At 32.7% G+C, this 20,765-nt stretch carries 17 protein-coding genes and 8 tRNA genes; 6 read left to right on the top strand and 19 right to left on the bottom strand.

What is annotated here, in order from left to right:
- Positions 1-25: 25 nt before the first annotated feature.
- The 6 genes from ACFQ1O_RS04690 to ACFQ1O_RS04665 all read left to right on the top strand — a co-directional run bounded on the left by ACFQ1O_RS04690 (position 26) and on the right by ACFQ1O_RS04665 (position 7,823).
- Positions 26-1,021, top strand: a complete 996-nt coding sequence (locus tag ACFQ1O_RS04690; protein ID WP_377713851.1) for a beta-ketoacyl-ACP synthase III — start codon at positions 26-28, stop codon at positions 1,019-1,021.
- Positions 1,022-1,063: 42 nt separating this feature from the next.
- Positions 1,064-1,549 (top strand): acetyl-CoA carboxylase biotin carboxyl carrier protein, encoded by a 486-nt coding sequence (accB, locus tag ACFQ1O_RS04685; RefSeq protein ID WP_377713849.1) that lies wholly within the window; start codon positions 1,064-1,066, stop codon positions 1,547-1,549.
- 81 nt (positions 1,550-1,630) lie between these two features.
- The gene (accC, locus tag ACFQ1O_RS04680) at positions 1,631-2,986 is read left to right on the top strand and encodes an acetyl-CoA carboxylase biotin carboxylase subunit (protein ID WP_377713847.1); all 1,356 of its coding nucleotides are present in this window, start codon (positions 1,631-1,633) and stop codon (positions 2,984-2,986) included.
- Positions 2,987-3,113: 127 nt separating this feature from the next.
- The gene (locus tag ACFQ1O_RS04675; protein WP_377713845.1) at positions 3,114-6,185 is read left to right on the top strand and encodes a reprolysin-like metallopeptidase; all 3,072 of its coding nucleotides are present in this window, start codon (positions 3,114-3,116) and stop codon (positions 6,183-6,185) included.
- Between the two features lie 76 nt (positions 6,186-6,261).
- A complete protein-coding gene (locus tag ACFQ1O_RS04670; RefSeq protein ID WP_377713843.1) occupies positions 6,262-7,371 on the top strand; it encodes an NAD(P)/FAD-dependent oxidoreductase in 1,110 nt (369 codons plus the stop codon).
- Positions 7,371-7,823 (top strand): 3-oxoacyl-ACP synthase, encoded by a 453-nt coding sequence (locus ACFQ1O_RS04665; protein ID WP_377713841.1) that lies wholly within the window; start codon positions 7,371-7,373, stop codon positions 7,821-7,823. Before ACFQ1O_RS04670 ends, ACFQ1O_RS04665 begins: the two co-directional genes overlap by 1 nt.
- Here ACFQ1O_RS04665 and ACFQ1O_RS04660 read toward each other — a convergent pair.
- From ACFQ1O_RS04660 to ACFQ1O_RS04570, 19 genes are all read right to left on the bottom strand, one after another.
- A complete protein-coding gene (locus ACFQ1O_RS04660) occupies positions 7,820-8,533 on the bottom strand; it encodes a DUF434 domain-containing protein (protein WP_377713839.1) in 714 nt (237 codons plus the stop codon). The genes ACFQ1O_RS04665 and ACFQ1O_RS04660 overlap by 4 nt on opposite strands.
- Before the next feature lie 413 nt (positions 8,534-8,946).
- Positions 8,947-9,243 carry a S26 family signal peptidase gene (locus ACFQ1O_RS04655; protein WP_377713837.1) on the bottom strand — a complete coding sequence of 99 codons (297 nt, stop codon included), beginning with the start codon at positions 9,241-9,243 and terminating at the stop codon, positions 8,947-8,949.
- Positions 9,244-9,414: 171 nt separating this feature from the next.
- Complete coding sequence (locus ACFQ1O_RS04650; RefSeq protein WP_377713835.1) at positions 9,415-9,978, bottom strand: metallophosphoesterase; 564 nt, start codon at positions 9,976-9,978, stop codon at positions 9,415-9,417.
- A gap of 48 nt (positions 9,979-10,026) precedes the next feature.
- The gene (locus ACFQ1O_RS04645; RefSeq protein ID WP_377713833.1) at positions 10,027-11,412 is read right to left on the bottom strand and encodes an RtcB family protein; all 1,386 of its coding nucleotides are present in this window, start codon (positions 11,410-11,412) and stop codon (positions 10,027-10,029) included.
- Between the two features lie 103 nt (positions 11,413-11,515).
- On the bottom strand, positions 11,516-12,547 hold the full coding sequence (locus tag ACFQ1O_RS04640; protein ID WP_377713831.1) for a sensor histidine kinase: 1,032 nt from the start codon (positions 12,545-12,547) through the stop codon (positions 11,516-11,518).
- A 14-nt stretch (positions 12,548-12,561) separates the two neighbouring features.
- Positions 12,562-12,957 carry a response regulator gene (locus ACFQ1O_RS04635; protein WP_377713829.1) on the bottom strand — a complete coding sequence of 132 codons (396 nt, stop codon included), beginning with the start codon at positions 12,955-12,957 and terminating at the stop codon, positions 12,562-12,564.
- A 182-nt stretch (positions 12,958-13,139) separates the two neighbouring features.
- A tRNA-Trp gene (locus ACFQ1O_RS04630) sits at positions 13,140-13,210 on the bottom strand.
- 129 nt (positions 13,211-13,339) lie between these two features.
- On the bottom strand, positions 13,340-14,437 hold the full coding sequence (locus ACFQ1O_RS04625) for a slipin family protein (protein ID WP_377713827.1): 1,098 nt from the start codon (positions 14,435-14,437) through the stop codon (positions 13,340-13,342).
- A gap of 1,058 nt (positions 14,438-15,495) precedes the next feature.
- A tRNA-Pro gene (locus tag ACFQ1O_RS04620) sits at positions 15,496-15,568 on the bottom strand.
- 7 nt (positions 15,569-15,575) lie between these two features.
- Positions 15,576-15,647, bottom strand: a tRNA-Arg gene (locus tag ACFQ1O_RS04615).
- A 5-nt stretch (positions 15,648-15,652) separates the two neighbouring features.
- Positions 15,653-15,725: transfer RNA gene (locus ACFQ1O_RS04610), tRNA-Leu, on the bottom strand.
- 8 nt (positions 15,726-15,733) lie between these two features.
- A tRNA-Phe gene (locus tag ACFQ1O_RS04605) sits at positions 15,734-15,857 on the bottom strand.
- 165 nt (positions 15,858-16,022) lie between these two features.
- Positions 16,023-16,095, bottom strand: a tRNA-Cys gene (locus tag ACFQ1O_RS04600).
- 14 nt (positions 16,096-16,109) lie between these two features.
- Positions 16,110-16,242: transfer RNA gene (locus ACFQ1O_RS04595), tRNA-OTHER, on the bottom strand.
- Between the two features lie 10 nt (positions 16,243-16,252).
- A tRNA-Ser gene (locus ACFQ1O_RS04590) sits at positions 16,253-16,340 on the bottom strand.
- A 1,085-nt stretch (positions 16,341-17,425) separates the two neighbouring features.
- Positions 17,426-17,998 carry a hypothetical protein gene (locus ACFQ1O_RS04585; RefSeq protein WP_377713825.1) on the bottom strand — a complete coding sequence of 191 codons (573 nt, stop codon included), beginning with the start codon at positions 17,996-17,998 and terminating at the stop codon, positions 17,426-17,428.
- Position 17,999: 1 nt separating this feature from the next.
- Positions 18,000-18,698, bottom strand: coding sequence for a peptide chain release factor H (gene prfH / locus ACFQ1O_RS04580; RefSeq protein ID WP_377713823.1), 699 nt, complete (start codon positions 18,696-18,698; stop codon positions 18,000-18,002).
- Position 18,699: 1 nt separating this feature from the next.
- Positions 18,700-19,251, bottom strand: a complete 552-nt coding sequence (locus tag ACFQ1O_RS04575; RefSeq protein WP_377713821.1) for a hypothetical protein — start codon at positions 19,249-19,251, stop codon at positions 18,700-18,702.
- 76 nt (positions 19,252-19,327) lie between these two features.
- A complete protein-coding gene (locus ACFQ1O_RS04570) occupies positions 19,328-20,719 on the bottom strand; it encodes an RtcB family protein (RefSeq protein ID WP_377713819.1) in 1,392 nt (463 codons plus the stop codon).
- Positions 20,720-20,765: the final 46 nt, after the last annotated feature.

Below are 20,765 nucleotides of genomic sequence, written 5' to 3'. Positions count from 1 at the left end.
TCTTTTTTAGCAAAAAAATGAAAAAATGAGTAAAATCACTGCTGCAATAACAGCTGTCGGAGGCTATGTTCCTGACTATGTGTTAACCAACCAGATACTGGAAACAATGGTTGATACTAACGACGAATGGATTACTACCAGAACAGGTATTAAAGAGCGTCGATTATTAAAAGAAGAGGGTGAAGGTACTTCTTACCTTGCAATAAAAGCAGCCCAAGACTTAATTCAAAAAGCAAATCTAGATCCAAAAGATATTGATGCCGTAATAATGGCAACAGCTACACCAGATATGCCTGTAGCTTCTACCGGAGTATATGTAGCGTCTAAAATTGGGGCAATTAATGCATTTGCATACGATTTATGTGCAGCATGCTCTAGTTTTTTATACGGAATGGCAACCGCATCGATGTATGTAGAGTCTGGCCGCTATAAAAAAGTTCTTTTAATAGGTGCAGATAAAATGTCTTCTATTATAGATTATGAAGATAGAGCTACATCTATTATTTTTGGAGATGGAGGTGGTGCTGTTTTATTCGAACCAAATGACGAAGGATTAGGGTTCATGGATCAATACCTGAGAAGTGATGGAGTAGGTAGAGAGTTTTTAAAGATAGATGCGGGTGGTTCTATTTTACCAGCTTCTGATGAAACAGTAAAGAATAAACAACACTTTGTTCATCAAGAAGGTAGATCTGTATTTAAATATGCAGTGTCTAACATGGCAGATGTTAGTGCCAAAATAATGGAGCGTAATAGTCTTACTCATGATGATGTAAATTGGTTAGTTGCTCATCAAGCTAATAAACGTATTATTGATGCTACATCAGAAAGAATGGGGCTAGACGAAGAAAAAGTATTGATGAATATTCAGAAGTATGGTAATACTACTTCTGCAACCTTGCCACTTTTATTAAGTGATTTTGAAAAGGAATTAAAAAAAGGAGATAACATTGTATTTGCAGCATTTGGAGGTGGTTTCACATGGGGTTCTATCTATTTAAAATGGGCTTACAATTCTTAATTTGATTTAAAATAACAACTAAAATAAACAACTCTAATTATTATGGATTTAAAAGAAATTCAAAATTTAATCAAGTTTGTTGCTAAGTCTGGAGCTAGCGAAGTAAAGTTAGAAATGGACGATGTAAAGATTACTATTAAAACTGGATCTGAAGAAGGAACAACTATTGTTCAGCAAATGCCAATGGCAGCTGCGCCAATGATGCCTCAAGCTGCACCAGTAGCACCAGTAGCTGCTCAAGCACCTGCTGCACCTGCTGCAGAAACACCAGCTTCAGATGATTCTAAGTATATTACAGTTAAGTCACCAATAATTGGTACTTTCTACAGAAAGCCTTCTCCAGATAAACCAGTATTTGCAGAAGTAGGACAAACAATAGCTGAAGGAGATGTATTATGTATTATCGAAGCTATGAAATTATTTAACGAGATAGAATCTGAAGTTTCAGGAAAAATCGTTAAAATTTTAGTTGATGATTCTTCACCTGTTGAGTTTGATCAACCATTATTCTTAGTAGATCCATCATAAAGTATAAATCGCAATTTTCAATAATCAAATCTCAATTGAAATTGCGATTTGTTTTTTTGAATATTGAAAATTTAAAAATTTATGTTTAAAAAAATATTAATCGCCAATAGAGGTGAGATCGCTTTACGTGTTATAAGAACATGTAAGGAGATGGGAATAAAAACCGTAGCTGTTTATTCTAAAGCAGATGCAGAAAGCTTACACGTTAAGTTTGCAGACGAAGCGGTTTGTATTGGTCCAGCGCCAAGTAATCAATCATATTTAAAAATGTCTAACATTATTGCTGCTGCAGAAATAACCAATGCAGATGCAATACATCCAGGGTACGGATTCTTATCTGAAAATGCTAAGTTTTCTAGAATTTGTGATGAACATGGAATAAAATTCATTGGAGCTTCTGGAGACATGATTGATAAAATGGGAAATAAGGCATCTGCAAAATCAACTATGATTGCAGCAGGAGTTCCTTGTGTACCAGGTAGTGAAGGGGTTATTGAAACATATGAAGAGTGTGAAAGAATAGCTGAGGAAACGGGTTACCCAGTAATGCTTAAAGCTTCTGCCGGTGGTGGAGGTAAAGGTATGCGTGCTGTTTGGAAACAAGAAGACTTAAGAGATGCTTGGGATTCTGCTCGTCAAGAATCTAAGGCTGCCTTTGGTAATGACGATATGTATATGGAAAAACTTATTGAAGAGCCAAGACATATCGAAATACAAGTTGTAGGAGACTCTAACGGTAAGGCATGTCACTTATCTGAAAGAGATTGTTCTGTACAACGTCGTCACCAAAAATTAACAGAGGAAACACCTTCTCCATTTATGACTGACGAATTACGTGAGCGTATGGGAGATGCTGCTGTTAAAGCTGCAGAGTACATTAAGTATGAAGGAGCTGGTACAGTTGAGTTTTTAGTAGATAAGCACAGAAATTTCTACTTTATGGAGATGAATACTCGTATACAAGTAGAGCACCCTATTACAGAAGAAGTAGTAGATTACGATTTAATTCGTGAGCAAATATTAGTTGCTGCTGGTGTGCCAATTTCTGGAAAGAACTACTATCCACAATTACATTCAATAGAGTGTCGTATCAATGCAGAAGATCCATATAATGACTTTAGACCTTCTCCAGGTAAGATTACTACATTGCATGCTCCAGGAGGTCACGGTGTTCGTTTAGATACTCATGTGTACTCAGGATACATGATTCCGCCTAATTACGATTCAATGATTGCTAAGTTAATTACTACTGCTCAAACTAGAGAAGAGGCAATTAATAAGATGAAGCGTGCTTTAGATGAATTCGTGATAGAAGGTATAAAAACAACTATTCCTTTCCATAGACAATTAATGGATCATCCAGATTATATATCGGGTAATTATACCACGAAATTTATGGAAGATTTCAAAATGAAAAAGAAAGAAAGTACTATATAAATTTTAAGTTTATAAATTAAAAAGCCTACTAAATAAGTAGGCTTTTTTGTTTTGCAACGTTAAATAGTTGTTAGTCAGAATCTTTTGTGGTAAATTGGTGACTCGAAAATCCAAAAAATTAAGAGTCATGAAAAAAAATTACCCAAAACTGTATGTGTTTTGTTTGCTTATTTTGTTTTTCACCAGTGCTTTTGCACAAAGCCAAAAAACAAATTGGACAAAAATTTCTAAGCACAGATTATCTAATTTAGAAAAAATGATTAGAAAATCTGAACCTAAGAAAGCCGATTTTTATCAATTAGATCTAGAATCTTTAAAAGTAAGTTTAGCAAGCGCTCCAGACAGAAAAGTTGCTTCTGAGTCAGATGTAATTATTGACTTCCCTTTATCTGATGGTACAATAGAATCATTTAAGATTTTTAAAGCCTCAGTTATGGATGAAGAACTTCAATCAAAATATCCTAACATCCAATCTTATTCAGGAACAAGTATCGTTGATGCAGGAAATACAATAAGATTTTCTGTAACTCCCCAAGGCTTACATCTTATGATGTTTTCAATTAAAAAAGGAACGCAGTTTATAGATCCTTATACTAAAGAAGGTAATAATTATATTGTTTATGGAAGAAAAGATTTACCGGTATTAGACACATCTTGGAGATGTGATTTTGTAGATGATGAAGTAACTATGAGTAATAAATCATTGAGTAATAGTTATCTAATGCGTGATACTGGAGATGGTATGATGCGTGATTTTAGATTAGCTGTTGCAACTACAATTGAATATTCTCAATTTCATTGGGAGGCAGCAGGTTTAACTGGTGCAGATACAGTTGCTGCAAGAAGAGCTGCAGTTATGGCAGCTATAGTAGTTACAATTACTAGGAATAATTTCGTATATGAACGAGATTTTTCTATTACGATGACTTTAATAGGAAATAACGATAATATAGTATTTATTACTTCAGATAACTTTGATAACAATAATGCAGGTACATTAATCAACCAAAGTCAAACAGAAATTGATGCCAATATAGGTTCTGCGAATTACGATGTGGGGCATACTTTTAGTACTGGAGGTGGAGGATTGGCTCAGTTAAACTCTCCTTGTACAGCGAGCAAAGCTAGAGGTATTACTGGAAGTGCTGCGCCGGTTGGAGATCCTTATGATATTGATTACGTAGCACATGAATTAGGACATCAGTTTGGGGCTCCACATACCTTTAATGGAAATCAAGGTAATTGTGCTGGAGGAAATAGAACAGCTTCTAATGCATATGAGCCAGGAAGTGGTACAACTATAATGGCTTATGCAGGTATTTGTGGAACAGATAATGTTCAGTCTAATAGTGATGCCTATTTTCATCAAAAGAGTTTACAGATGATTTGGGATAATGTTACCATAGGTAATAGTACTTGTGGTGCACAAACAGCTACAGGTAATGCGGCACCAACCGCTGAAGCCGGAAGTAATTATATTATACCTATGTCTACTCCTTATATGTTAACAGGGTCTTCAACCGATGCAGATGGAACTACTAGTCATACCTATACTTGGGAACAATATGATTTAGGACCATCAGGAGTTCCTGCAGATAATACTGCTACTGGGCCATTAGTTCGTTCATTTGAAGGAACCACTAATCCAACTAGATATGTACCAAGAATACAAGACATTGTAAATAATGGAGGAGTTTCTACTACATGGGAAAAATTATCTTCTGTAGATAGAGATATCAATTTCAGGTTAACAGTAAGGGATAATGCTAATAATGGAGGAAGAACTGCAGTAGATAATATGACAGTAGACGTTGAAACAACAGCTGGCCCATTTACGGTAACTTCTCAAAATACAGCTACTACTTGGTCGCAAGGGAATTTAGAAACAATTACATGGAATGTAGCAGGAACAAATGCAGGTACTGTGAACACTCCTAATGTAGATATATTGTTATCTACTGATGGAGGAATGACTTACCCAACAGTTTTAGCTTCGGCAGTTCCTAACGATGGTTCTCATGATATTACTGTGCCTAATGTTACTGCAGATGATTGTAGGGTTATGGTAAAAGGTAATGGAAATATATTTTTTAATATCAATACATCAAGAATAGGTATAGGGTTTAATTTTGTTGCTGGTGATGTTTGTACCGATTATAATTTCCCTACCAATATTACATTAACACCTAATGCTACAGCTTTTGAATTTTTAAGTGCAGCGAATGTTCCAGATTCGGGAGCTATTACTGATCTTAATTTTAAACTAAACTTTACAGCTCCAGATTTAAGTAATTTACATTTTGTTTTACAAGATCCAGGAGCAGCAGTATCTAGTTATCCATTTAATGGAGCATGCCCTACCGGTAATGCTGGTATGGATGTAACTTGGGATGATGAAGCTGGATCGGCAATAGTTTGTGGTAGCCCAGCAACAGGTAGTGCTACTCCAAGAGCTGGACAAGAGTTAACGGTTTTTGATGGTGTAGAAATGAATGGGAATTGGACAGTATTTGGGGCAAATACAGGAGCTACAACAACTATTTTAAACTCGATAGATTTAAGGATTTGTAAAGCTGGTTTTGTAGCAACAGCCTCACCAAATAGAATTAATCAGTCAGTAGTTGAGTTAGTTCCTTCTGCTACAGAAATAGTGGCTAATACTCATCTAGAAGTAACAAGTCCAAATACAGCAAATGCAACAGATATTGTATTTACATTAACTGTTTTACCTACTAACGGAACATTGCATTTAAATGCTGGGCCAGCTTTAATAGTAGGGAATACATTTACACAAGATGATATCAACAACTCGAGAATAACATATACAAATACTTCTGGAGTTAATGGTACAGATTTCTTTAGAGTAGATACAAATGATAGTAATGGAGGCACTTTACCAAATTTAAGAACAGATATTACTATAGACTCTGCATTGAGTGTAGATAATTTTAATTTTAATTTATTTGATATTTATCCTAATCCTGCTAATGATACATTTAACTTAATTTTAAGCACTAAAGAAGATGTTAACGTATCTTTATTTGATATTAGGGGTAGAAAAATATTTACTAATGCATTTAAAAACTCTAGTGATGTTTTTGAAAAAGCAATAAATGTTAGTGATGTTTCTTCTGGAATCTATTTGTTAAATGTGGAAACAGGAGGAAAAAGTGCAACTAAAAAATTAATAATTAATTAGAGATTATTATTTAGATAAATTAAGGCTCCTAATTAAGGAGCCTTTTTTATTATTTTTGAAGAATTAAATTTGATGTATGAACTTAAGTTTTTGGGAACAAGATGAGTGGTTTAGTAATGTAGATTTTACAATTATAGGTAGTGGAATTGTAGGTTTAAATACTGCCTTAACATTAAGAGAAAATCACCCTTTAGCAAAAATATTAGTTTTAGAGAGAGGGTTGTTGCCTCAAGGAGCAAGTACTAAAAATGCTGGATTTGCTTGTTTTGGTAGTATTTCTGAAGTATTATCAGATTTAGAATCACATTCAGAGCAAGAAGTAATTGAATTGGTAGAAAAGCGTTGGAAAGGCTTAGAATTACTTCGGAAGAATTTAGGTGATGCTGCTATTGATTTTCAACAAAACGGAAGCTACGAACTATTTTCTAAAAATGATACCTTGTTCGATACTTGTGCAGATAAAATAGATTACACCAATTCGTTATTAAATCCTGTTTTTAAAAATTCTGTTTTTAGTATTTCTGATAATAAATTCAATTTTAAAAATGTAAAAGAGTATTATGTGTTCAATCAGTTTGAAGGACAAATAGATACAGGTAAAATGATGGCAGCTTTATTAAAGTTGGCTCAAAGTAAAAATATTAAAATCTTAAATAATACACAGGTAAGATCATTCACTGATTTAGGTAGATCTGTAGAAATAGAATTGACAGATTATTCATTTAAAACCAATAAGTTATTAATTGCCACTAATGGTTTTGCTTCTCAATTATTGAACGAAGAAGTATTACCAGCAAGAGCTCAAGTTTTAATTACTAAGCCTATAAAAAATCTTCATATAAAAGGAACTTTTCATTTAGAAGAAGGTTATTATTATTTTAGAAACATTAATAATAGAATTCTTTTTGGTGGGGGAAGAAACTTAGATTTTAAAGCTGAAGAAACTACTGTAATGCAAACTACAGTGTTAATTCAGAATAAATTGGAAGAGTTGCTAAGTACGACGATTTTACCAGAAACAAGTTTCGAAATTGATCATAGGTGGACAGGAATAATGGGTGTAGGGAAACAAAAAAAAGCTATTGTAAAACAACTGTCTAATAATGTATATTGTGGTGTAAGAATGGGCGGTATGGGAGTAGCTATTGGTAGTTTGATTGGTAAAGAATTAGGAGAATTACTTTAATGAGCAATATAAAACAACAGTTATATAATATATGCGAATCATTTTTGAATGAACGTGCTAATACACTGCACGAAATAATAGACGGACTTCAAAAGTCATTACAATCAGAAACTAAAAGCTCTGCTGGTGATAAACATGAAACAGGCAGAGTTATGTTGCAGTTAGAACGAGAAAAAGCAGGCAACCAATTTGCTGCCATACAAAAGCAACAAGAGTTATTAGTAAAAACAAATATTAATAATTCTTCTACCAAGATTAGGCTAGGAAGTCTGGTAGAGACAAGTAACGGAATCTATTTTTTAGCTATTAGTAAAGGTTTGGTTACTCTTAATAACCAACCGTATTTTGTTATAGCCCCGCAATCTCCTATAGGTAAACTTTTATTAGGAAAACAAGTAGATGAAGAGGTGGTATTTAACGGAAAAACAATTAGGATTAAAAGCATTAGTTAAACAGCCGAAACAATATTCGATTCCTCAATACAATTCTCAATTATATAACCACATAAGTTAAACCACTGTTGGCATTCGTTTAAAATCCAAGCATCAGAACTAATAACAATTTCTTGAGAAGCCGCTAATACTTTATCAGGATTATGATCTAAGCTAATTTCCCAAGGATAGTTTTTTTGTTCTGCCAGTTCTCTTAATTGGGTTTTTAATTTACCACTATTAGAAACCGGCTGGTCGAAATACCAATGAACTTTACTAACGCCTAATTGCATTAAGATTTTACCAATAATTTGTAAAGCATCATTCGTTTTTTGTACTCTTTTATAAGTTCCGTGTACACTAGATACATCCCTATAATTACCATCCACACCTTTAAAAAGGTAAGCTCCAGATAAAGCACTTTCTAGGGTAATTAAAAGGTTAAATCCGTCTATTAAAACGGTTTTGTTTTTAAGTTCGTTTGTATGGAGTTCTTTAGCTTTTCTTAACTCTAAATATTGCTTACCTGCACTCATACCCATTAATGCTTTTTGTTGTCTAACATTCAGCCGGTATCTATTACCTACTAGTTGAACTGAAGATTTTTCAGCAAATCCGCGTGTTAGTAAATAACACATATCTTGAGTAGCTTCTTTAAGCTTTTTTTGCATTTTTGGGTCACCAAAAAGCCTATCATCACTTCCTTCTTTACCTCGGTTTCTTGTGGTCATGTTTTATTTTTTATTGAAATAAGCTTTTCTAATTAAGAAAACACTAAAAAGTAAAGGTATAAACAGACAAAAAACTACAGAAGAGTATATGTAGTTTAGTCCCATAAAACCAAAACTTTTTAGAAAATTTGCTGAGTACTCAAATAGGTTGTGAGAGAATAATTTAAAGTTTGGAATTAGAATAAAAGACAAAAACATAATACCGCTTCCAATTATTTTATAACGATTTGTGTGTTTGATTTTGTCTATCAGCATAAACCAAATAAATGGTATAAGATAAAACCAAACAATAATATTGATTTCACGATAGGTGAAACCAGTAACTTTAGAGAGGTATATTAAAAATCGATATGTATAATCAAATATCTGATTCAAAAAGTATATAAACAAAAAAAGCGCTTCTCGCGCTACAATTAAGACATAGGTAAAATCTCTATTACCTTGCCATAAACATTTTTAGTCCAACCGTTAATTCGTCCATGGTTGTTACCAATTAAGAGTCCTCTTTTCACATTTTTTCCTTTTACTAAATGCGTATAACAGTTTCCTCTTACTTTACAAAAGACTATATCTCCAGCATTACATTCTTCCCAATTAATGGGTTGAAGCATCACAGGTTGTTTAGACTTTAATAATGGTAACATAGAATTACCGGCTTCTTTTGAGACAATGGTCTCTCCATTCAATAGTTTTTGAATTTTCCAATTCATAATATATAGTTTTAAATTAATACATAATCAAAAACCATTAGAACGGTGTCAATGAACTGGTGTAAAGATAGTAAAAAATCAATATTCACGATTTAAACCATATCAAACCACTACAGTTTATAAAATTGAACACTATTAATTAGTGAATGTTTGTAGTGGTTTTTATGGTTTCTAGTTTCTATTTTCAAAAGGAGGTGTCCATGTTTTTTGTTTCATAATTGCCTTAACTTCCTCGTAAGAAATTGGGTAGTAATCGTGGCAATCTACACCCACATCAAAAGAAAGGCTATTAGGGTCGTCTGGTAAACTACCATGAGAGTGACCGTATAAATGCCACGTACCTCTAAATGACGATCGCCATACTTTCATAGCGTAATGAAGTAAAATAATTTTTTGGCTACCATTAGGTGCTTCTTCATCTTTTACTTTTAGTTCGTGGTAATCTTTAATCCATTCAAATCGACCTTTGTGTTTAAGGGCAGAATGCTCGTGGTTACCTTTTATAAGGTAGATTTTGCCATTTAATCTGTTTAAAATATCTCCAATTCCTTCTGGATTTTTAGTCATAGCTACATCTCCTAAATGATAGACAATATCATTGGGTTGAACTTTGCTGTTCCAGCGTTTAATAAGTTCTTCATCCATTTCTTCTGCCGATTTAAAGGGTCGGTTAGAGTACTTAAGAATGTTAGTGTGACCAAAGTGATGGTCTGATGTAAAATATATGTTTTGCATGATTTCTAAATTTTAAAAATGCTGACTAGTTATCTAATCAGCATTGGGTTATTTATTCTTTCTTTTTCTTCTCCTATTTTTCCAAGGAGCGTTTTTTTGCCAATCTCCAGCCATAATACAACCATAAGGTAAGACTTCATCTATTACAGTTCCTAAACCATAAGTTTCCATTTGTTCTCTAACACTTTCAGCATTTTTGTAAGCACTAGGTAATTCTGTAATATCAATTTCTTTAGAAAAGAATCGTACATCTAAACCTTGAGTTTCTTCATTAAAAATTTCTTCAAAAGTTTTCCCTTCTTTAGACTTTCTATGTTGAGTTCTACTCAGGTTTCTACCGGCACCGTGAGGAGCAAAACCTAAATTAGCTTTAGTAGTGTTTCCTTCTACAATTAACACAGGTTCACTCATGTTTAATGGAATTAACCTAGGGCCAGTAATATCTGGCATAAACTTAGGATCTAAAGGAGTAGCTCCTTTGGCATGATAAAACAAATCACCATCTTTAAACACAAAATTATGCTCATTCCAGTAACGATCTTTAGCTTCAACTCCAAGTTTGTTTAAGGTTGCATTATGAATGCATTCGTGATTTAACTTTGTCCAATCTCTTATTATTTGCAAAGCTTCCCAATACGTTTTTCCTTCTTCTGTTTCATAAGGAATCCAAGCATTTTGCTTTAACGTTGCTGGAGAAAGTTCTTTTCTAAAACGTTCTGCTATTTGCATCCCTTTTTTATACAACATTGCTCCTGGACCTCTAGATCCATGATGCGTAATCAACATGGTATCGCCAGTTTTTTTAGATTTCCCTACAAATAAGAAATGGTTTCCATCTCCTTGAGTTCCTAAATGAGTTCTGGCCATTCCTAGAATTCTATCATTATTAAGGTAAAAGTTATTTTCAAAAGAAGTTCTTAAAGCATCTGGAAATCGGTATTGATCTTCTCTACTTCTTCCTCCAGGGCCAAAATGTGTGTTAGCATGGGCGGCATCTAAAACAGCTTTAGGATCTGCATCTCCAAAATTGGTTAACATAACAGAGCAGCAAATATCTGCGCTATGCATACCTGGGTGAATGGCATTTTTTGTTACTGCAACTCCTCCAACCGGAATGGTTCCGTTTGGTCCTGCAGGACAAGCATCTGGCATAATAGCCCCATTAACAATAGTTGGTGTTTTTAGTAAAGTAGACATTGTTTTAATAACAGAATCTACATTTTCTTGTTCTAAATCATTGTTGGCTTCTATATTAATAGTAAAAGGAACTGCTTCTTCGTGTAAATCTATAATAGGTGGAGATTTAAACTGTTCTAAGTACGATGTTAATGCTTCTCCTTCTAGATTGTTTTGATTGATATGATCTAATGCTTCAGTAAACCATTTTCCGGGTCTAAAACCTAATTCAATTAAAGTGTTTCCTGTTGTTTTCATTTTGTTTGTTTTTAATTACAAGACAAATGTTTCAACATAATACGTAATCTTATTGCGTAGTTTTTGTAATTTAATAAAAACCTTAGTTAGAAGTATTTTTAATTCAATCTAAATGAATGTATTTTTTTATGGTAAAATAAAAAGTACTACCATTGTTATTAGACTCTACCCAAATAGTGCCTTTATGAAGTTCTATTATTTTTTTACAAAAAGTTAAACCTACACCAATTCCTTCAAAATCGTTTTTATGATGTAATTGTTGGTACATGAAAAATATTTTTTCAAAGTATTTAGGATCTATACCTATGCCATTGTCTTGAATAGAAAACTGCCAAAACTTTTCCTTGTCGTAGCATTTAATTTTTACAAATGGTTTTTCACTTTTATTAAACTTAAATGCATTAGATAAAAGGTTGTAAATTAATATTTCAAATTCTTCTTTAAAACCATATATGTTAGGTAATTTGTTAAATTCTAAGTGTGCATTGTCAATGTTTAGTTTTTTTATGACTGAATGAACTACAAGGGAACAATTTATTTTTTTTACTTCTGATCGTTGACCAATTAAATGATAATCTAGTAGAGACTTAATTAAGTTGGATAGTTTATTTACAGAGTTTGAAATTTGATCGAGATAAAAAAGACTTTGATTATCAAATGAATTTTCTTCTTTTAAAAACATTGTAAAACTTAAAATGTTTTTAATGGGCTCTTGTAAATCATGAGAGGTTATATAAGAAAATTGTTGTAATTCTTCATTCTTCAACTTTAAATCTTCTAGTTTTTCATCTAATCGGTAATTTATTTTTTTAATATTATTGGTTTTAATATTTATTTTAAATAATAAAAAACCAACTGCCCATATAGACAAAATAGTTAGTAATCTATTAGAAATAACAATCCATTCTACAGTTGCTGTTTCTATTGAATAGAAAAAACCTAAAAGCGTTAATACGGTTGATAAAATAGATAAGTATATAGGCGATTTTTGTTTATTGAATAATAATGAACAAAAAACTAATAATACATAAAGCAAACCAATGGCTAAACCTAATGGAAGAATTAAGTCTATAGTAAACAATAAAATACTACTAAAAATTACAATTAAATATCTTTTAGATTTAAGCTTAGGCATTATTAGAAACGGTCTTAAATACTAGAATGAATTAAATTAATATTATCGTGAGTTAAAGGCTTCGTAAAAAATGATTTTACACTTGAATAATGCTTCGATTTTTCAATGTCATTTTTATTACACGTAGAGCTTAACATATAGATATGATTTGTAGCTTTAAGATCATCGGGTAATTTCTTATACTCATCTAAAAATTCCCACCCATCCATTTTAGGCATATTGATATCTACAAAGATTAGGTTCTTTTGAGTGTTATTTTCCTTAAAAGATGAAATGATATATTCTAATGCATTTATTGCAGAAATGAAAGACTTTATTTCATTGTTTAAAAAATGTTTCCGTAAGTTTTTTTCATTGATAAAATTTGTCATAATATCATCATCAATGAGTAAAATTTTGAGTAATTTCATAATAGATACATTTGATAAAAAAATATAAAAAATATTCATTTTATAAATGTAAAGTTCGTTTAATGGTTTATAATCATAGTTGAATCGACAATAACTATAGATGAATGAATGTTTTAAATACAAGAGTAACTGCTTAATCCATCTTACAGTTACCCTTGAGCTTTCTAGATTGAATTATTTAGCAAGAGCAGAAGGATTCGAACCTTCACCGTTGGTTTTGGAGACCAAAATACTACCCTTATACAATACTCTTTTTTTGGTGGACCTGATGGGGCTCGAACCCACACTAACTAGATTCTAAGTCTAGCGCCTCTTCCGGTTGGGCTACAGGTCTAAAAGAAAGGATTGGCCTAATAACCAATCCTTGTTAAAACAAATCGTATTATTTTACAGAAAAGATTTCTTTTAATTGACCAATCATACCTCCATTACCAGATACAGTAATTTCACCTATTTTATCGGCAATTTTTTCAACATACTCCATCTCTTTTAATTTATAAAGCATCTTGTTGTCTTCCATTAGCTTTGCTGTATTTAACAAGCTTCTGGTCGAAGCAGTTTCTTCTCTACGCATAATAATATTTGCTTGAGCTTTTTTCTGTGCTACTAATACCTGATTCATGATTTCTTTCATGTCTCCTGGTAAAATAACATCTTTAATACCACAATCTAAGATTTTAACACCTAAAGATTTAGCTGAATCAGATACGTTATTTAATACAGCTTGAGCAATATTTTCTTTACTTTCTAAAAGCTCATCTAAAGTATAAGCACCAATATAATTACGTAGACTTAATTGTAGGTTTAAGTATAGTTGCTTTTCAAAATCTTTATTTTCTAACAAAGCTTTTTCAATATCAACAACTTTATATTGAGTGTTGAAGTTAACACGAATAGCAGCTTTATCTTTAGTTAATAATTCTTGACCTGCAATTTCTAATTGTTGCTGACGCAAATCTACTTTGGCAATTTTTATATTAATATCATTTTTCCAGAAGCGATAAACACCGCTTTCCAATGTCTTTGTATAAACGTCATCTAATAACAATACCGCCTTTTCATAGGCAAAAACCTCAAAGGTTCTTATGTATTGACTAATTTCAAAATTGCTGAATAATGATTTGTCAATTTGTTCAGTAATATAAATTTTGTTGAGGTCAATTGTTGTAAAATTATATGTATTTAATCCTTTCCAGTAGGTATATCTACCAGCATTTAAGGTGTTTTTAAACAACCCATTTTCATAAACTAATACAATTTCATTGTTTTTTACTTCAATTACCGTTAATAAACTAGCTAAATTGTCATCCTTTAGTAGAATATCTAAATGTATTGGAGCAAAAAATGGTGTGTTTAAGTCATAAACATAAACAGTTTGACTTAATGATAGCCAATGATTTCCTTGGGTAATTACTTTTTGGTAGTCTCCATTTTTAAATACCAAACCAATTTTCCCCTTGTTAATACGTACTCTTTTCATTTTAAGCGTATTTAAATTAAACAATCTATTAGGATAATATTCAGCCGTAACGGAACTGATTATTATATATTTGAACGTGCCCACTAGTAAGGTGGTCAGGTTTTCGGCTGTCGTTTTTTTGCTTTAACGAAACAAAAAAGAACTTCAACAAAGCTTCTACCCCTCACGCGACATTTTATTCTAAAAACAAGAAGTAGTCATCATTATTGCAAGACGGAAATACGAGGTTATATATTTAAAAAAAGATGTTTTAGATATTTAACAACATAAATGGTTGTTAATAAATTAAAGATCTTAGTCGCCACATATAAAAATTCACTTTCTGGCCTATTCATAACCGTAATAAGTTTTAATATTACAGATGAATACAACTTGTTTTTTGTTAATTTTCTTAACTAGGTTAAGACTAGCGTAACAAGCTAGGTAATCAGTTTTACAAGATGATTAGCTTATAGAAACTACATTAACAATGTAGTGCTCTAGCCTACTGAGCTACAAGTCCCATTTTGGTGGACTTGGCAGGATTCGAACCCGCGCCACATCAATTTTGAGTTGAGTGCTCTACCTATTTAACTAAACCCCAAGTTTAGCGCGTCTACCAATTCCGCCACATTCTTTATGAATGGTGGGATTCGAACCCACAAAAAATAATCTGTCGTTCTAACCAGGCTGAACTATAGGAAGATATTTCCTAGCGGGATTCGAACCCACGACCTACAGAGTCACCAATTTTTGGTTATTGGTTAACCTTCAAGTCGAGTTGGATATAATAAACTTATACAGAAACCTGCAAGCAATTATACAATGATGTTATACAGAAACATTCAACAAGACTCGCTTAATGTTGTAAAAAGATGCTCGTTATTATTTTTCAAATAACTGTAACATGTAACGTGCAAATGAGAATGTTACCTAAGAGCATCTAATTATTGCAGTGCCGACGGGATTACTCAAGAGGTTTTATTGCCATTTGATTTCGTGAATGCATAGCATTTCGAACCCGCAACCCCTCGGGAGACAACCGAGCATTCTAGCTATTGAATTACGGCACTATTTAGTCTGAGAAGCAGGACTCGAACCTGCAACCTCTCGCATCCAAAGCGAGTAAACAACCAATCGTTATCTTCCCAGATTTTTGAGGGAATAGTAGGACTTGAACCCACATCTTCGGATTCGTATTCCGAAGTTTTTCCAGTTAAACTATACTCCCTTTTGTGGACCTGATGGGACTCGAACCCACACTTTACGGTACTTAAAACCGATGCCTCTTCTAGTTGGGCTACAGGTCTATTTTAGTGGAATAAATAGGATTATTCTATTGTTGGTTATTTGTCTTAATAGGTATTCATGAATGTTAAAATTTCGAACCTATATCTCTAGAGCTTCAATCTAGCGCATTGACCAACTTTGCTATTATTCCATAATCATTTTTTTCAAGAAGCCCTGTCGTTATATATATATCCCAAAAAAACCAACTACGACAGGGCACTACAATAAATAACACTACAAAGAATCTATGTCAGTACGCAATCTTTTTACGTTTTAAAAAATGTTATTTATTTATGTGATTATTAATTTGAATTTGAGACAAGAATGAGATTCGAACTCATAAAAAACAGTGTTGCAGACTGTTGCCTTAACCATTCAGCCACCTTGTCTTTTTTAAATTTTGTGGAAGCAGTAGGACTCGAACCTACACGCTGATATACAGACCAGAGTTTAACTCCACGTATTTATTTTCTTTCGAATCGTTGAATTCGAAACTCATTTCAGTCTGGCGAGCCAACCAATTGCTCAATACTTCCTTTTTAATTGCAGAGAACAAAGGAATCGAACCTTCGCCACTTACCAAGTGGACTTGTTTAGCAGACAAGCGCAACGAACCAACATTTGCCTATTCTCCATATACCAGTTGTTGATAGAAATTAGTTTAAAAGAAAATGATGATTTTTTTCTTAATGCGAATTTTAAAATTTTAACATAGCCATAGCTACGGTTAAATTTTCTAACTAAAGCAGAAAGGAAAAAAGGGTGTTTTATTTCACTAATTTCTATTGATAAGTGGTATTAGTTGCGGAAGAGGTGGGAATCGAACCCACATGAGTCATTAACTCCTAACAGTTTTACAGCTAATTGTATTTGATTACGATGCTGTGAATTCGAAGATTTAAAAAATAATTGATGTAATTATTTTTTAACAAATCTCATTACAAGACTGCGGCCACCACCTATTGGCTTGACCTTCCTTAATTTTTTCCAGTATGTCAAAGATCATTCCTGAGTTTCTTGCTTAGTGTCTGAATAGAAATAGGTGAATTTTACAACTTGAAAGATTTTTGATAAAATTTAGATTTACTTTTTCGGAGTAGATGCCTTAGCATCAATTGATGAAAAATAAATTGAAATTTTGCGAAAAGAATCAAGTTTAATTTTGCATTATTTCTATTCTGCCACTATGAGCAAAAGGATCAGTTTCCTTGTTTTTGGGTCAAAAAAAACGCCCGATGTAAGTCGGGCGTTTGATTAGTGTTGTTAAAATTCAATATCTAAAGAATTTTAAATTGCCTAAACCATTGGCCCTTTTGTTTGGTATCACGATACACAAGTTCAATTCCGTCAAACGAACAAAACCCATTACTCCATTCTAATGAAAGTAAGCTACTCGGCTGTTGTATCGGTGTTATGTGTTTACTTGTTATCATGTTTTGTTTTTTAATTTTTTTCATAAAAAAAGCGCTCGTTTTACGGAGCGCTCAAATATTGTTGCAGTAATTATACAATTACTGGTGTTTGTAAAACTCCTTTTTCCATTTCAGGTTACTTCCTGAAAAATCTATGTTATGTAAATTTTTGTTTCTCATTTGCAGTGCAAAGATGCGAACAAAAAAATGTATTTTCCAAATGTTTTTTTCAATCTGTCGGAAAATATTTTCCTTAATACGTAGTATTAAAAAATTTTAAAAAAATCAAAATTTATTTTTTTGAGTATCATTTTTTACTCTTTTTACTATCTGTTTTAGAAGTTTTAGCCTCCTTCTTTTTCTTCTTTTTGCTCTTTTTTTTCTTCTTAGGAGAAGCTTCTTCAATCTTGTTTTTTAAACGTGTTTTTTCATTATTCAAAAAACTTCTATAACCATCATTATAAGTAAATTTTTTAGCCTCTTTTATGGATTTAATTCCATCTTTATAAGCTTCTTTTATTTCATAAATAATAGCCTGATTCCATAAAACCATAGCCTTGTCTATGGCTTTAATTTTTAATGAAAAATCAATAATTTTTTGAGCTCTCTCTAATTCATCTGCCCATATTAATGCTTTAATATACTCCGGATACACCTCAATATAATTTGAATCGGTTTCTATAACCTTATCAAAATACATGAAAGCCTCTTCTAAATTGTGTAAATATTTAGCATAAATAATCCCTAATAAAGTTAAAGATGGGCAATGAGCTTCATCATACGATATAGCGTAATTAAGAGAATCGCAAGCTTCCTCCCAGTCATAACAAACAGAGTCTTTTGCTTTTAGATAGTATTTATCTGCTATTTGTAAAGCCATTTTATAAGTTTTTTATACTGTTGTTTAATTGTTTTTTTAGCTCATTTCGTTTACTCTTAAACGTTTTTTTCTTGAGCTGTTTTTTAAAATCGGTGCCGTTAAATGTTTTTACAGGATTGCCTCTTTCTATGTTTAAATGCTGAGTCCAATCTTCTGTAGCTTGTTTAGCTAATTCATTGATTTGTTGGTCTTTTAGTTTGACTATTAAACGTTCTGTAGCTAGTTTTTTATTTTGAGTTTGAGAACGCGAATCCATACTTACTACCGCTAAACCAGTTGGTTTATGAATGGCTCTAACTGCCGTATTTACTTTGTTTGCATGTTGTCCGCCTTTTCCTTGGCTTCTCATAGTTTGATAGTAAATATCTTGCATTGCTATTTTTTGAGATCGAACTTGTTGCAATTCATAAATACCAATAAACCAGTTTTTTCGTTTATGATATTTTCTAAATTGGCTTTTCCCAATCCATTGTATAGTCCCAATCCATTGAGACAGAAATAGATCCAAAGAATGACTAGTTAATGATAAGGTTACAGATTGTACCGTTCCATTTTCCATTCCGTTTTGTTTGTTAAGAATTGTATACTCAATCTGGTTGTTTTTTACTTCTTCTAGAAAAAACTTAAGTACTTGAGCCACTACCCAACAACATTCTAAAGGACCTCTTCCTGCCGATATTTGTATTGTTTTTGTTTCCATTTTATACCTCTAAAGGGTTTTTGCTTAACAATGAATTACCAATAACTTGCAGGTTCTTTTTTAATAACAGAACTGCCGCTTTTACTGCCCAACATTTATCACTAGAGTGAATGCCTCTATAGAAACTTAACAAGGCTTTAGGTTCTACTAAACTCCAGCCATTTACCTCTATAGTTTGAATAGATTTAGACTCAAAAAAATCAATGGTAATTCTAAATTCTTTACCGTTAGGTAACCATTCTTTTTTCTCGTAACGTCTAAAATTTTCGTTGCTTGGTAAAGCATCATATCGAGTCCAGACTTTTGTAAATCCATTTTCAAGCAATACTGTCATTACCTGAGCTACGTTTTTAGGATGCACAAAAATGTCTATGTCTTTATGGTCATGGGCATGTTTATATTCTTTATGATTGATTTCAGACATAAAGTGCCAAGCCCAACCTCCAGAAATGATAATCCATGGTTTTAATTTTTCTAATATCTCTAGCCCGTATTTTATTCTAAAATCTGGCCAGAGCTCTCCGTATCTTTTTATATTATGATTTGCTCCCATAATTTTAATTTTTAGTGTCATATTGAGCCTGTCGAAATATTTTTTCGGACTTCGACAAGCTCAGCCTGACATAGTGTTACTTTGCCATACGAACAATTTTTGGTGTAAAGGTTCCAAGTACTTCTACTAATTCTAATTGGTTGGCCATAACGTTTTTAATGTCTTTATAGGCCATTGGTGCCTCATCTATGCCTCCTCCAATTAAGGTTACATCGTGGTTTTTTAAATGTTGTTTCATCTGGCTACCAGTGAAATTTTCTTTGCATTTTTTTCTTGAATGCAATCTACCTGCACCGTGTGAAGCCGACTGTAAACTCATTTCGTTTCCGGTACCTCTTACTATAAATCCTGGCGCCGTCATAGACCCTGGAATAATTCCTAATTCTCCTTTACTAGCTGGTGTAGCTCCTTTTCTGTGAACCACACATTCTTTGCCGTTTACATTTTGTTTCCAAGCAAAATTGTGATGGTTTTCTACAGTTGCTATGGGCTTTTTACCTAAGGCTTTACTTATTCTTTTATGAATATCGTCATGACAAGCTTTAGCATAATCTCCAGCTAAATTCATCGCCATCCAATACTCTTGTCCGTCGTGCGTGTTTAAATCTAACCAAGCCAAATGCTGCACTTGCTTGGGTAATGGGCACTGTTTAGAAGCTAAATAGGTGTAATGCTTTGCAATATTTGCACCTAATCCTCTAGAACCAGAGTGTGATAACAGTCCTAAGTATTCGCCTAATGGTAAATTAAATTCATTGTTTTGGTCTGTAATAGTTACTATTCCAAACTCAACAAAATGGTTCCCTCCACCAGAACTTCCTAATTGTTTATATGCTTTTTCTTTTAATCTTTTTACTAACGGAACTGTGCTAAATGCTTCATGAGAAAATATCTCGTGGTCATTTCTTTTTTTGTGAACTCCGTACATTCCAAACTGAGTATAATCTAGCAAGAACTGTTTGTATTGATGCACTTTTCCTTTTAAATAACTAGCAGGAATATCAAAAACAGACAAACTCATTCTACAACCAATATCTACTCCAACACCATAGGGTATTACTGCATTGTCTGTAGCTAATACACCACCTATTGGTAAACCATAACCGGTATGAGCGTCTGGCATTAAAGCACCTGCTACTGCTATGGGTAATTTTAGCGAATTGTATAGTTGATACTTTGCTTGATCATCTATTTCGTTTTCGCCAAAAATGTTGAACGGTGCACGTGTGTTTTTTAACTCATGCATTCGTACTTCTACTGGTTTTACTAAACCTTCAGCAACTTTACCCCAAATAGGATGGTTGTTGTATTTTTCTGGAGCTAACAAAACTTCTTTAGCTTCTGTTAGTATTTTTTCTTTCTTCTCTCTTTTTCTGTATCTATTAATTTGCCCTAAAGCAATATTGATACTATTGTTTTTTGGGAAGCCTAATTTTATCAGGTCTTTCCCTTTTAATTTCTTTCCCATGATATGTGATTATAGATGATAGAAACAGACGTATAATCTGATTCTG

Source organism: Pseudofulvibacter geojedonensis, assembly GCF_042675745.1.
In the GTDB taxonomy this organism is placed as follows: Bacteria; Bacteroidota; Bacteroidia; order Flavobacteriales; family Flavobacteriaceae; genus Pseudofulvibacter; species Pseudofulvibacter geojedonensis.
This window is presented reverse-complemented; position numbering and strand designations above follow the sequence as displayed.

Excerpts from the sequence above, each read along its gene's own strand:
- ACFQ1O_RS04690 (WP_377713851.1), top strand. The coding sequence starts at position 26 with ATGAGTAAAATCACTGCTGCAATAACAGCTGTCGGAGGCTATGTTCCT.
- accB (WP_377713849.1), top strand. The coding sequence starts at position 1,064 with ATGGATTTAAAAGAAATTCAAAATTTAATCAAGTTTGTTGCTAAGTCT.
- accC (WP_377713847.1), top strand. The coding sequence starts at position 1,631 with ATGTTTAAAAAAATATTAATCGCCAATAGAGGTGAGATCGCTTTACGT.
- ACFQ1O_RS04675 (WP_377713845.1), top strand. The coding sequence starts at position 3,114 with ATGAAAAAAAATTACCCAAAACTGTATGTGTTTTGTTTGCTTATTTTG.
- ACFQ1O_RS04670 (WP_377713843.1), top strand. The coding sequence starts at position 6,262 with ATGAACTTAAGTTTTTGGGAACAAGATGAGTGGTTTAGTAATGTAGAT.
- ACFQ1O_RS04665 (WP_377713841.1), top strand. The coding sequence starts at position 7,371 with ATGAGCAATATAAAACAACAGTTATATAATATATGCGAATCATTTTTG.
- ACFQ1O_RS04660 (WP_377713839.1), bottom strand. The coding sequence starts at position 8,533 with ATGACCACAAGAAACCGAGGTAAAGAAGGAAGTGATGATAGGCTTTTT.
- ACFQ1O_RS04655 (WP_377713837.1), bottom strand. The coding sequence starts at position 9,243 with ATGAATTGGAAAATTCAAAAACTATTGAATGGAGAGACCATTGTCTCA.
- ACFQ1O_RS04650 (WP_377713835.1), bottom strand. The coding sequence starts at position 9,978 with ATGCAAAACATATATTTTACATCAGACCATCACTTTGGTCACACTAAC.
- ACFQ1O_RS04645 (WP_377713833.1), bottom strand. The coding sequence starts at position 11,412 with ATGAAAACAACAGGAAACACTTTAATTGAATTAGGTTTTAGACCCGGA.
- ACFQ1O_RS04640 (WP_377713831.1), bottom strand. The coding sequence starts at position 12,547 with ATGCCTAAGCTTAAATCTAAAAGATATTTAATTGTAATTTTTAGTAGT.
- ACFQ1O_RS04635 (WP_377713829.1), bottom strand. The coding sequence starts at position 12,957 with ATGAAATTACTCAAAATTTTACTCATTGATGATGATATTATGACAAAT.
- ACFQ1O_RS04625 (WP_377713827.1), bottom strand. The coding sequence starts at position 14,437 with ATGAAAAGAGTACGTATTAACAAGGGGAAAATTGGTTTGGTATTTAAA.
- ACFQ1O_RS04585 (WP_377713825.1), bottom strand. The coding sequence starts at position 17,998 with ATGGCTTTACAAATAGCAGATAAATACTATCTAAAAGCAAAAGACTCT.
- prfH (WP_377713823.1), bottom strand. The coding sequence starts at position 18,698 with ATGGAAACAAAAACAATACAAATATCGGCAGGAAGAGGTCCTTTAGAA.
- ACFQ1O_RS04575 (WP_377713821.1), bottom strand. The coding sequence starts at position 19,251 with ATGGGAGCAAATCATAATATAAAAAGATACGGAGAGCTCTGGCCAGAT.
- ACFQ1O_RS04570 (WP_377713819.1), bottom strand. The coding sequence starts at position 20,719 with ATGGGAAAGAAATTAAAAGGGAAAGACCTGATAAAATTAGGCTTCCCA.